The sequence below is a fragment of the Sphingobacterium sp. ML3W genome (assembly GCF_029542085.1).
Classification (GTDB): domain Bacteria; phylum Bacteroidota; class Bacteroidia; order Sphingobacteriales; family Sphingobacteriaceae; genus Sphingobacterium.
On sequence record NZ_CP107036.1, the window covers coordinates 3,138,113 to 3,151,225 of the forward strand.

Below are 13,113 nucleotides of genomic sequence, written 5' to 3' on the forward strand. Positions count from 1 at the left end.
CTATTGCATTCTATGGAATTGGCCAGTTAGCAAAACCTTGATCGGGCTTGGCATATTCAGGTTCATTAAATTAAGATACATAAAACTGCTGATTCCTCCACCCTCACTATTGATTTTCTCACATTTATTGTAAGCCAGAAGAAGCTGATAAGCAACATAGTCCCATTGGGGCACCACACAGGCATAGCGAGTGACATAAATGTCTTTTTCAATTTTTGAAAAAAACGGGATTATATTAAAGAGGTGAAGAACGTGATGGTGTACCGACACCGATCTGTTCGCAACGAGCTTTTAAAAAGCTAAAATTCATCGTAGTTTATTCTAATCGTATTACTTATAGGGGTCGCTACGCAAGTTAAAATTAGACCTTGCTGTAAGTGAGCCTCTGCTAAAACAAAATTTCGCCTCAAACGCACTTCACCTTCCTCGAGCATGCATACACATGTTCCACAATTACCGCGACAGCAACTATACGGTGCAGCAATCCCTGCATTGAGAATGGCATCAAGCAGGGATATTTTTCTGTCCCATGGGATTTTGCTTGTGATGCCATTCAAGGTTATTGAAACGAATACACAATCTAATCGTACAGTATCCGTTTCGCTAGATTTCGATTTTTCATCCAGATTCATATTTTTCTTACTTCAAAAAATTATAACGAGATCAGTTTATAAAGCCCGAATAATTTTCGCGTTTCGGGCTTTAAAAATTATTATTTCAAATCATCAATAGCCCCGCTAAAGTCAAAATGTCACACATTTTCGTTAACCCGGCTTTCTGTTCTATTGATAGTGGTATTCTTCGCTTTTTAACGCAGTGAGTATAGTTTCTAATGTTGCGATCTCATGATCACTAAGCGGTCCCAAAGGGCTCTTAAAACCGCCCCCACCTATACCCAGAATATCTAATCCGGCCTTAATAGAGCGTGGCAATCCTTTAGCTACAATAAATTTGAGCAGATCAACCTGCTGATAGAAGAGCCTTCTCGCCTTTTCTAGATTATTTACTTGAATAGCTTCGTACAATGCTATATTCAGTTCGGGAATGAGGTTGGGAGCCGCAGTACACCAACCTGTTGCTCCGGCCGTAAAAGCTGCTAACGCCAATGGATTGGAACCATTGAAAAAGGCCACTTCTTCACCCAATTCTTTCCTTAAATAGTGCATACGCTGAATATCTCCTGTACTCTCCTTGATCATGGTCACATTGGGGATTTCGAGCAGGCGTCTCAACAATGTTGGCGACATATCCACACCACCTGTTGCAGGATTATTGTATGCCATTATTGGAATAGAAATTTTGGATGCCACGGCATCATAATGCTTTACAATTTCATCATCAGTCAATTTCCAATAACTCATTGGTATAATCATTACGGCAGTGGCGCCAGCTTTTTCCGCAAACTGTGCATGGTAAATGGTCTTTTCCGTAGTCAGATTGGAAACACCGACTAACGTAGGGACACGCCCTGATACCTGCTTCATGGTGGCTTCAGCTATTGCTTCCTTCTCTGCGTCATTCAAATATGGTAGCACACCTGTACTCCCTAATGGCGCAATCCCATGTGAACCCGCAGCAACTAAACGTTCAACCTGCTTTTTAAACAAAGGGATATCCACGACCTCATTGTCGTCGAATGGCGTAACAGGATAAGCGATTATCCCTTTAAATGGTACATGATTCATATGCTTTCTATTTTAATGTATGCTGAACTAAAAATCTCTTCCTTCTTCTTCGCGCAAGGCAACACCTAGGTTTTGCAGTTGTGGTGCATTTTCACAAGCGATGTATTTTGCACTTTTGGTATCACTGGTATTTTGGTGTTGATGCCAAGCCCAGGACGGAATATAAACGGCATCGCCGGCTTCCCATTCTACAATTTCGTCCTCCACTTTGGTCCAACCTTTGCCCTCGATCACATACAGGACAGTCTCATAGGTATGACGATGTAAATGTGTTTTTTGTCCGGGCAATAGTCCTCCGATCGTCAAACTAACATTTTTGCTCGGTAAGTCCACGAAGAAAACGGGATGCTTTCTTTCCGCTGAAAACTGATTGTGTACTCCAGCGTTTTCAACATTCTTATGAATAACATGCGAAGGTTTTACATAGGTAGGCCTTGCGAAGGTTTGGTGAAAATCTTTAGAACTAAATTGTTTTTGTTCAGGGTGAATTGATTTTTTCACTTCTGTTGATGCTTCTAATTTCGACATAACTTTAAAAATTTTAATGTTCATTGCATTATTGCATAACAAAAATATGCTAACTTTGGACTAGCATTGTGATACAGATTTTATAAAAATAAATAGTCCAGATGTTACGAGAGTGGGAATTTCAAATACAATTAGATGAACAATCAGATAAGGCCATTTATCTGCAGATCGCCGATGCAATCATAAACGACATACATTCCGGCCGATTAAAGGCGGGTGATGCTCTGCCGGGCAGCAGAAATCTGGCGCAGCGACTGAAAGTCAATAGAAATACCATAGTAGAAGCATTGAGTGTACTATTGATAGAAGGTTGGCTCGTTTCCAGAGAGCGGCAAGGCACTTTCGTTGCTTCGACCTTGCCCGATTTTAAGGAAGCTCAAACCGCAACACCGATTGCTGCATCAATAAATGATACCTCAAGCGGATCTACTCTACTACAAATTGATGACGGATACCCGGACAGTAAAATTGCACCTGTTAATGAATTAGCTCGGGCATACCGTCAAATTTTCAACCAAAAAGCGAAGTGGCAATTAATGGGGTACAGCAGCGAATTTGGGAATCTAGAATTTAGAAAAGCTGTGGTTCAGATGCTCAATCATCAACGGGGAATGCGGGTGAATGAACAGCATATTTGCATCACACGGGGGAGCCAAATGGCCATGTATCTCGCTGCTCAATGTCTGCTTTCGAAAGGAGATTACGTAATCATTGAAAATCCTGGATATAAACCAGCTTGGGAGGCTTTTGACCAAAGCGGAGCTAAGTTGCTACCAGCAAAGGTGGATAACGAAGGTCTAATAATTGAGGATGTAATGACGTATTTGAAATTGCACAAAAACATAAAAGCTATTTATGTGACTCCGCACCGTCAATACCCAACTACAGTCACATTGAGTCTAAAAAGAAGACTGGAACTTATCAAGCTTTCCAATAAATATGGAATTACCATCATTGAAGATGATTATGATAATGAATTTCATTTTGGTTATCGTCCTACTCTTCCACTGTCAAGTTTTATGGAGCTTAAAAACTACGTTTATATTGGCACCATGAGCAAGGTAGTTGCACCGGCATTGCGTATCGGTTATATAGCTAGTAATGACTATACTTTGATCAAGAAAGTGGGCCGCTTGCGCAAGATTATCGATGTGCAGGGAGACAGTATTATGGAACAGGCCGTTTTACAATTGATCAAGGATGGTACCATAAAACGTCATATAAAAAAAGCAACAAATTATTATAAGACAAAAAGAGATATTACTGAAGCATTACTAAAAAAACACCTTGGAAATAAAGTATCTTATAGCAGCCCAGAGGGTGGGCTAGCGTATTGGATTGTGCCTAAAAAGCAGGTCGACTGGGTGTTGATTTTGGAAAAACTCAACATGAAAGGTTTCAGCATGATCAGTCCGGAGAGTTACAGCTTTGACAAAATATTCAATGGTATGAGATTGGGGTACGCATCGCTGTCTGATCAGGAATTAGAGGATTTTATCAGTGCCTTGGCGGACCTGTTTTGAGTTAATAAAATTTTGAATGAGATTGACGCATCATCAGCAACTCCCTCGGAAATACAGGGTTATTTACATACTGCTATCGCGCCCCAGCACGCCACTCTGATTTTCTGCGTGGATATTCTAATTTTTTACAAATAAAAAGAAGTTGGAGAACTGGAAATTTTAAGTTCTCTATTAAGCTGGGCAATATAAAGGTTAGTTGCCCAGCTAATTTTGATAATATTATTAAACTATTCCACCTTAGTCTAATTGTGGTTTATATTCAAAATAATTTATTTTTTTGTTGTCGTTATATTAAAACAATAGACATTACCCGCAAAATCCGCAACATAGACTTCATTCTCATGAATGGAGACTTCGGCTAATATCGGTGTGCCCAGATTAACCTTTTGCACCAAAGTTCCATCTAAATTCAACACATATAGATAACCATCTGATCCGCCAAAAAACAACTTTCCAGCCGCATAGCGGACACTGGATTCGACAGTTGCAACTTTCTTATGAAGATCAGGACTTGAGTAAGCAGAGCTGTATATAAGGGCCTCCTCAGTCTGGAAACTCCATTTTTCGGTTAATGCATTACGATCAAATGCTTTTATCCCATTAGTCGCTGTGGGCATAATCACCAATTCCTGTGTTAACAAGGGTGAGGCCATAATCTTAAAATCATCATCAGTTTGGCTTTTAGTTAACACAGTTCCTTTCTTTTGATCCAATCTAAAAAGATTGTTCAGTCCGGCTACATAAAGCGAATTTTCATCTGCACTGACCCCTCCAGTTCTAAATCGCAAACCATCTTCATTTTTCTTCCATAGGAGTTTTCCTGTCTTGCTATCGTGAACAAATAAAGCATTCCAATTTGCACCTGTAATTAGATAGCCATTGGTGATCAGTAGTTCTCCAGGCATACCTTCACCACCATTCCAGTCACTATTCTGCCATATTGTTTTCCCATCTTCGACTTTTATTGCTGATAGATAATTACCTGCGCCAGTATAATAAATACCATCGCGAACAACTCCAGCACTTACGTATCCTGGAAGCCGCCCCCCACTGAGATCCTTTTTCCAAATAAGTTTACCATCTTTTTCATCAATTGCATACACCGTACCACCCATATCTGTTGCCAATACCAAGCCATTGCTATAGGCCAATTTCTGTTTAACAGAATTTTGCGTTTCAAAGCTCCAAAGAATTGCTCCTGATTGCCTTGTTAATGCCTGGATTTTGCTTTTACCACCAATAGCGTCATCAATACTGGCAACATAGATCCGTTGTCCCTGTACCAGTGGTGAACTCTTCCAAATATTCGCTCCAATATTTTTTGACCAAGCCAATTGAAGAAAAGCTGTAGAAGTAGGTTCATTATGCCAAGCAAATTTCTTCAACACCTGTGTGCTATCACCATAATTTACTTCCAGCATAATATCATGCTGCTGATCGGTAAGGCGCGGAACTGTAAAATTTCCACGCCAGTTCCAGTCGCTGACGGGTTTCAATTTAGCCGTTTTTATTGCATTTCCCAATTTATTTAATAGTGTTGCATATACCGAAATAACATTCTTTTCCGTATGATACACACTTGCGCTAATTTCTATTTCTTTTCTGTTTGAAATTTGCATTTGCTTGCTTTGTGGGTAAATTAACGCTATGTGGTCCGACAGATAAGGATACTTTGGTGTTATTTTGCTGACCCCACTTTTATCCACATCAATAACCAGGAATTGAGCTACAGAATTATCTATTCCGCCTTTATTAGGAGCATTTGTGGATATAACCGCAATTCCATCTCTGCTGCCGAAACTATAATTATTGTGCCAATGGCCATACAGGTATGCTTTTAGATTATACTGCTTCAAATCGATAGAATCTGCTTTGCCTCTCATCACGAAATCTTTTCCGACAAGCAGGTCGTGATTAATAAAAATAAGCGGTTTATCTTTTGCTTTTAGAGCGAGATCTTTTTTCAACCAAGCGATTACTTGATCCTGACTATAACTGGGCGCATAATCACCGCCAGGCATGGGCGTAACCACAAAGTGTGCTGGTCCTGCCTCAAATGAATAGTAGACCGGTCCAAATAAATCCTCAAATAGTTTTTCACCATACTCACCTTTGACAAGGTCATGATTGCCTACTGTATAATAGGTCGGAACACCCATCAGTTCCGTATTTACCTGTCGGGCATGAAACTGCATCCCTGGCTCGTAGCAGATGTCGCCCGTATGCATAATCAGTGTAGCATTTTGTTGCTGCGAAAACTTACGAATATTGTCTATCCATTCCCCATATAGAGGGGTTTCGGTATCGGTAATCTGAATAAACCGAAGCTTATCCGCCTCTTGCTTTTCATCTTGGATTAAACCGAAATCATAATTTTCTAGCTTTGGATCAATCTTAATATAATGAGTTCCACTTGCTTTATAACCAGCTGGAACACGCACAAAGAGAAATCTGGCTTTATCATTCTTTTTTAGGTTAAAGCTTCCATCTTCAGCAGTTTTTACAACCTGGTAACCATCGGATAATACAATATCTTTCATTCCTTTTTCAGCGCTTTCCATCTTTTTGTTCTTATCAAGATCCAAAAAGACATGCCCCTTATATTGAGCGTAAATTGCATTACTACATAGTAGTAGCAGTGATAGTATAAATTTATGTGTAGAACATTTCATATAAAACTCTAATTGTAAATAAAGATAGGGTGCCATCCATCGATTGGAAGTACCCTATCTTTAACCTTAAAATTTGTAAAAAACAACTCTTTTAATTTAGTCTTTTAGCACATTATCTAACATAAAACCAACTCCTTACCAAAAGTTTGTCTGTACCAACTTACTACCATCCAGAACCATCTGACTATTAGCAACCGGATAATAGTAATACTTCGGTTTTTCAAATGTCTTCTTCTTATCTCTGGCTACAGTGAACATTATATGTCCATTGTTTCCATTTTCAAGATAAATTGAAGTATTATTACCATTGGCATCTTTTAAATAATACAGGGAAATGTTCTTCTTTTCCTCTTCTGTCAAGTCTTTAATCGGACCGGTATCCTTTGCAGATTCGAGTATCGCAATATCAATTTTACCATCTCCGGTTACATCCATCGGGCCTAATGCCTTTACATACATCCCTTGTTGTTGATCGGCCAGACGCTCGCCAATTTCCCACCGAAAGACATCTCTGTAACGTTGGCCTTCACAAGCCAGTTCGACACGTCTTTCTCTGCGGATCTCGAGGATAAGTCCAACATTGCCACCTTTCACATTTGAGTAGTAAGCTTTCAATATGGGATCAATATTGGCATTAGCTTCCCCCAGTTGCATGGCCGGCATACCCACACGTGTTCGCAAGAGGTTGATCGATTTGTCGAGATCAGCCTGGCTCGTTAAAATTCCCAGCTCGGCTTTGGCTTCCGCAAAGATTAACAGGATTTCGGCGTACCGGAATACAAAAGCATCAGTATAGGCTGATTCCCAGGCGATCATTTCGGTTATTTCGGGGTAAAACTTGATCTGATTGTAGCCACCTAATGTCGGTTTCAGGCGATGTGGCGTTGGAACATTGATTGGCTTAAATCCGGGTTTCATAAAGGTCTGCTCAAGACGCGGATCGCGGTCAACGAATACTTGGTCAATATTCTTTGTTTTATAACCTGCCTGTTCTGTAAAACGTTTTCCATCTTTCATCAGATAACTTTCCATCAGCGTTTGGCTCAGTGCCCATTCATAGTCCAATACCGTATGTGCATTACGTCTTCTTCCTAAATCCTTATCGTAATCAATAAATAGGATAGTCTCAGGATTCGCCTGCAGGTTAAGACTTATAAATAGATCCCGATAAGCACGGTTAACACCACCAGCATTACTGATTGAAAACTTATTTGACTTCATAATATCCTCAGTAGCAGAAACCGCTCTTTGCAGAAAAGTATTGGCCGATCCGCTCAGATTCAAATAAGAGTGATATTTACGGAAAGTTCCTTCTTGCAAGGCGAACTGCGCTAATTGTGCCAAGGCTCCCCATTTCGTAACTGTCGACTTGTGCCCATCGGGTTTGATATTGGCAGCGGCAAATTCGAGATCAGCCATAATTGAATCCACAACAAGCGACCGGCTGTCTTGTTTTTTGTGCAATAGTTCAATATCTGATGTTCCCATTGTCTGACTATACCAAGGAACATCACTGTACTGGTTGACCTTATCGATATAAAACCGTGCACGAAAGAACTTTGCAATACCGATGTAATGGTTCACATCGGCGGCACTAGCCCCCTTCACACGCCCAGCATTTTCAAGAAAGAAATTAATATTTCTCAATGCGGACCAACTCCATACTGCTGCATTCTGCGCGCTCACGCCACCACGCATGATCTCATCAATCGTACTTCCAGAATTGTAATGTGCCAGATTATCTGTCCCAAGATCCGCTATCGGCGCACTCAAACTACCGTAGAAACCATCGGTATAAGTTTTAAGATCGTTTACATTGCTAAAAAACACTTCCGGTGTAACCGATGTGGTGGGATACCTATCCATGAAATCATCGTTACAGCTCATGATCAGGAACAAGGCCCCCAGCAACGCTCCAATCTTGATAATTTGTCTTTTTATATTTTGCATGATAATAGTCATTTTAGAAATTAAAGTTTAACCCAAAAGAGTAGGTCCTTTGGAAAGGATATGCCGTCCGATCGCCAACAATTTCAGGATCGAGATAATCCATGAGTTTGGTAAACTCAAAGAGGTTTTCACCGCTGATGAACAGACGCAATCGGTCTATCCCCCATCTATCTGTCATCAACTTAGGAAGCGTGTAACCCACGGTCACATTTTTTACCCTTAAATAACCTGCATTCTGCAGATATTTGGTCTGTGTCGCGGCTAGTTCAATACCACTCTGCTCGGCCACATAGGATTTCGGTCTTGGCAAATACGCATTTGGATTTTCAGGCGTCCAATGGTCCAAGTTAAACTTAGTTAGGCTCGCCCAGGGCTGCGCATATATACCCCAAAAATAGTGGTCACCACCTGGGGGATAATAATTTCTTTTTCCGACACCTTGCAGGAACACACGCAAATCAATTCCGTTCCAGCTTGAATTCAGATCTATACCGTAACTGTAACGCTGTCTGGAATTAGCGATAATCTTGTAATCCCCATGATTATCCAAGGTCCAATCCCCCCGGTTTATTTTGCCGTCACCGTTGATATCAGCAAACTTGAGGTCGCCAGGTTCCAATCCCCTTGTACCGGGATAAGAAGTGACATCATTTTGATTGGCGTGCGCCTTGATCTCTTCCTGAGATTGGAAAAAACCCAATGTGGTTAGCCCCCACATCTCTCCCAATTCCTGTCCGACATAATAATCGCTTAAGTTATTTTTAGGATTATTGTATTTTGTAATATAAGCTCTACTGTCTGCTAAATTAACCCTTGCGGAGAATGAAAACGGTTTGCTGGCCACCATAAACTCTTTATTATATCCAAGTGTTAATTCCCAACCGTTGGTTTTTAGGTTCGCCGCATTTTCAAGAGGAACCCCCGTACCAAGCACGATTGGCAGCGTCCTACCTGCTGTCAACATATCTTTGGTATCACGACGATAGATATCAAATGAACCGAAAAACTGATTTTTAAATAAGCCGATATCCACCCCAAAATTGGACTGGGTAATGGTTTCCCAGGTCAGGGTCGATGACACTAAGCCCGGACTACCCACAATGGGCACGACCTTACCGTCCAAAATGGCACCACTGCCTTTAGACATATTGGCAATGTATGGATAATAGTTGTCCCTCAAATCCTGGTTTGCCAATGAGCCGTACGATCCCCGCAGTTTAAAATTAGATACAGTTTCCTTTAGCGGCTGAAAAAAGTTTTCCTGCGAAACTACCCAGGCTGCTGATACCGAAGGATTGAATGCAAAACGATCTTTTTTAGGAAATCTTGAGGAGCCATCATAGCGGAGGTTAGATTCCAGGATATATCGATCTTTATACGTATAGTTTAATCTAGCAAAAGCCCCTCTTACTGACCAGGCATAATCAAAAGCACCAACAGAAGGTGTTTGGCCGGTGGCAAGACCTATTGTCGGCAGCGAATTGGAAATCAACTGATCCCGGGATGCCGAAAATGACTCGTATATCCTTTCTTCCTGATTGAAGCCCAGCATCACCGAAAAATAGTGATCATTGAGTGTCCGCTGATATTGTGAATAAATATTGTACACATTATAGCGTGTTTCATTACTTCCATTGGAGGCATAGCTATTGAAATTTTGCCTGTTCATCACATTTGGCCCTGTACTGTAGGCAAGCGGCAACTGAAAGAAGTGTGATTTTCCTGAAACCCTTCTAAAGGTCGCGTCCCCATTTAAGGTCCAAACATTTTTGATGAAGTCGATTTTCGCACCAAAACTAGTTTGAAAATCGTTGATGCGACTGATACTGCGGCCCCCTTCGGCTACAGCTCCGATCATATTTACCCCAGCCTCGGTATAGGAACCATCCGGATTTCGGACGGTATTTAGCGAAGGTTGGCGGTTAACATTATGCCAGTAAAGGTAACCCTGATCAATTGCTGAGGGCTGATCATACTTATCATTTGTAAAGGTTGTATTATTTGATAAAGTAAACCAGTCCGTGATTTTGTAATCACCTTTTGCCCTGAAATTATAACGGTCATAGGTATCGGGACTGATCCGCAGCATACCATTTTGTCTGTAGTATTCACCAGAAAGGTAAAATGAAGAGCGTTCATTCTTTTGCGCGATGCTGATATTGTTGGTATATGAGGGTTGTATATTTTTATAGACTTCCTTAAACCAATCCGTAGATCCCAAATAGATATAAGCATTTGGATTTTGTGGATCGACGATCACACGTGGCAATGAAGGATTTTCACTCAGCTGTTTACCATATTCGAGCATTTTCTCATCGTAAAGATTGTACCATGGTGCTGACATGATATTCCTGTATTTCATTACCTGATACGGATCATCCTCTATCTCTACTGTACGTGTTATTGCTTTTGCCGCAAAGATTGAGTTGGCCGTGACCTTAATTTCCTTCGTTGTACCCGATTTAGTCGTAACCAGTACAACCCCGAAAGCAGCGCGACTACCATAGATCGCTGCTGAGGCTGCATCTTTCAATACAGTAACACTAGCAATGTCCATTGGATTCATACGATTGAGCTCCTCGTTAGTTGCTGGAATCCCATCAATAACAATAAGTGGCCCACCACCTGACAGTGATGTATACCCTCGCACATTGATCCCTGGCGAGCTATTGGCTCTTCCAGAGGTCGGTGTAATATTAAGATTAGCCATAGCGCCCTGCAATGCCGTCCCCACATTTGTAATCGGTCTACTTTCCAAAAACTTTTCACCGATCTGATCTACAGCTCCCGAAAGATTGATCTTTTTCTGCGTACCATAGCCAACAACGATGACCTCGTCGAGATGAGACTCTGCAGTTTCCATTAATACGTCCGCTCTGTTCTTGTCTGAGACATTGATTTCAACATCTTTATAGCCCACAAAGCGAAACAAAAGGATTGCTTTCTCTGGAATCCGTATGCTGTAACGTCCATCCTTATCGGTTTTTGTTGATATTCCAGCTACCCCCAGTACAGTCACCGTCACTCCTGCCATTGGTCCGGAAGCATCTTTCACAGCTCCTGACACTTCACGATCAGTCTGTTTTTTTTCTTTAATGACGATCGTACTTCCCATGATATCAAAGATCAAATTGCGACCACGCAATGTCTTTGCCAATGCAGCCCTTACATCAGATCCTGCCACAGAAATATCTACACGTGAGGCATTTTCAAATAGCCTTTCGTCGTAAAACAGACGCAACTTGGTCTGGTTGGAAATCTCTTTAAGGACAGTTTCAATTTTGGCATTCTTCAAGGACAGATTTACTTGTTGCGCATATCCAGATGCTCTAACACCTACCGTAAATGCCAGCAACAGTACACAAATCAACTTCATAGTCAAAATGACTTTAATGCTTAGGGTATAAGAATGACTTCTCCGGTCCCCCCATGCTATTAATGGAGAAAAAAATTTCATAACTTTGAATTGTTAAGGGTTTAATAATCTATAGAATTCGTACTTCGATAAATTTGGCCTTTTACAACAGGGGATGCGTCAACATCCCCTTTTCTATTGTATAGAACCTTTTGGTTAATTCGTCTGGTTATATCATATCTTATAAATTTTAATTGGTGAAAAATTTAACTGTACTAACGAATGATTATATGCCGTCCATCTATTTCAAACTTTCGATTTGTCGCAAACGACAGAATGTTCAACACCTCGGAAAGTCTGGATTCCCGGCTAAGCGTTCCATTAAACCTATTGCTTACGGTGATATCCTCCGCATTAATAAAATCCACATTGTACCACCTAGAAATTTGACTAATAATTTCCGAAAAGCTGCTACCCTCAAGTGAAAACTCCCCCCGTTGCCAAGCTGTATTTTTTTGTATGTCTGCTGGCTGTATGCGTATTTTATCCGTACTAATGATGGCTTCATTTCCTGGGAGAAGATAGGCTTCGTCCCCTTGACTCATAATTTTCACCTTACCTTCTACCAATGAGGTATTGATTTCTTTATGGTAGGCATTTACATTAAAACTCGTACCGAGTACCTCGATAACAGCGTTTTCAACTTCGATCCGAAAAGGTTTTTTGGCATCTTTGGCTACTTGAAAAAAAGCTTCTCCAATCAATTTTACTCGGCGTTCATCCCCTTCAAATTGATCTGGGTACTGTAATGTTGAAGCAGCGTTTAACCATACCTGGGTACCATCGTTCAACACAATACTATAGGTGCCCGCTGCTGGTACTTCTAATTTCAGATTCCCCTTAAGTTCAGCATACTTCATGTTTTCAACCTGATCTTCCTTTCCCAAAGAATGTGCTTCCCCATGCTCATTGGAAAGTCTCGCATAACGCTCACCAGGCAGAATATCATTTTTATACTGTCCGGTTGTATCCGGAGTAATGGCCGCAAGCTGTGGAGCAGGGCTCGTTTGTCCTTGTTGCAAGAATAAAACAGTAATAGTTAACGCAAAGAGAATTGAAGCAGCAATGGCAATCCGTTTCCAGGTAAACACATTTTTGTTAGGTTTCATCTTATCCATCTCCCCTTCAAATTTGTGCATCAAAACATCTTTGGATCGACCTAACAACACCTCTCTTTCATCCTTTGGCAGTGTTAGTTCCTCATCAATTGAAAAGAACCATTTGGTCACAATCCGCTCTTCATCTGGATTGCATTCGCCCCTGAGATATTTCTTTAGTAATTTTTGAGCTTGCTCTCTTTGATTATCTTCTGTCATATATTAATATAACCTCAGATAAGC

At 40.9% G+C, this 13,113-nt stretch carries 7 protein-coding genes; 1 reads left to right on the forward strand and 6 read right to left on the reverse strand.

Annotated elements, in window-relative coordinates; translation table 11 throughout:
• Positions 1-782: 782 nt before the first annotated feature.
• Positions 783-1,685 (reverse strand): dihydrodipicolinate synthase family protein, encoded by a 903-nt coding sequence (locus tag OGI71_RS13315; RefSeq protein WP_282255971.1) that lies wholly within the window; start codon positions 1,683-1,685, stop codon positions 783-785.
• 27 nt (positions 1,686-1,712) lie between these two features.
• Positions 1,713-2,213, reverse strand: coding sequence for a cupin domain-containing protein (locus tag OGI71_RS13320; protein ID WP_282255972.1), 501 nt, complete (start codon positions 2,211-2,213; stop codon positions 1,713-1,715).
• A gap of 101 nt (positions 2,214-2,314) precedes the next feature.
• On the opposite strand from OGI71_RS13320, the gene OGI71_RS13325 reads away from it, so the two are divergent.
• Positions 2,315-3,736 carry a PLP-dependent aminotransferase family protein gene (locus OGI71_RS13325; RefSeq protein WP_282255973.1) on the forward strand — a complete coding sequence of 474 codons (1,422 nt, stop codon included), beginning with the start codon at positions 2,315-2,317 and terminating at the stop codon, positions 3,734-3,736.
• A gap of 269 nt (positions 3,737-4,005) precedes the next feature.
• On the opposite strand, the gene OGI71_RS13330 is transcribed toward OGI71_RS13325, so the two are convergent.
• The 4 genes from OGI71_RS13330 to OGI71_RS13345 all read right to left on the reverse strand — a co-directional run bounded on the left by OGI71_RS13330 (position 4,006) and on the right by OGI71_RS13345 (position 13,089).
• Entirely contained in the window at positions 4,006-6,408 is a 2,403-nt protein-coding gene (locus OGI71_RS13330; protein WP_282255974.1) for a PQQ-binding-like beta-propeller repeat protein, read from the reverse strand.
• A gap of 135 nt (positions 6,409-6,543) precedes the next feature.
• A complete protein-coding gene (locus tag OGI71_RS13335) occupies positions 6,544-8,358 on the reverse strand; it encodes a RagB/SusD family nutrient uptake outer membrane protein (RefSeq protein ID WP_282255975.1) in 1,815 nt (604 codons plus the stop codon).
• Between the two features lie 13 nt (positions 8,359-8,371).
• Entirely contained in the window at positions 8,372-11,734 is a 3,363-nt protein-coding gene (locus tag OGI71_RS13340; RefSeq protein WP_282255976.1) for a TonB-dependent receptor, read from the reverse strand.
• 254 nt (positions 11,735-11,988) lie between these two features.
• A complete protein-coding gene (locus tag OGI71_RS13345; RefSeq protein ID WP_282255977.1) occupies positions 11,989-13,089 on the reverse strand; it encodes a FecR family protein in 1,101 nt (366 codons plus the stop codon).
• Positions 13,090-13,113 lie beyond the last annotated feature (24 nt).

What these genes read in the sequence shown, in the direction of transcription:
- OGI71_RS13315 (WP_282255971.1), bottom strand. Translation starts at nt 1,685, where the DNA reads ATGAATCATGTACCATTTAAAGGGATAATCGCTTATCCTGTTACGCCA.
- OGI71_RS13320 (WP_282255972.1), bottom strand. Translation starts at nt 2,213, where the DNA reads ATGTCGAAATTAGAAGCATCAACAGAAGTGAAAAAATCAATTCACCCT.
- OGI71_RS13325 (WP_282255973.1), top strand. Translation starts at nt 2,315, where the DNA reads ATGTTACGAGAGTGGGAATTTCAAATACAATTAGATGAACAATCAGAT.
- OGI71_RS13330 (WP_282255974.1), bottom strand. Translation starts at nt 6,408, where the DNA reads ATGAAATGTTCTACACATAAATTTATACTATCACTGCTACTACTATGT.
- OGI71_RS13335 (WP_282255975.1), bottom strand. Translation starts at nt 8,358, where the DNA reads ATGCAAAATATAAAAAGACAAATTATCAAGATTGGAGCGTTGCTGGGG.
- OGI71_RS13340 (WP_282255976.1), bottom strand. Translation starts at nt 11,734, where the DNA reads ATGAAGTTGATTTGTGTACTGTTGCTGGCATTTACGGTAGGTGTTAGA.
- OGI71_RS13345 (WP_282255977.1), bottom strand. Translation starts at nt 13,089, where the DNA reads ATGACAGAAGATAATCAAAGAGAGCAAGCTCAAAAATTACTAAAGAAA.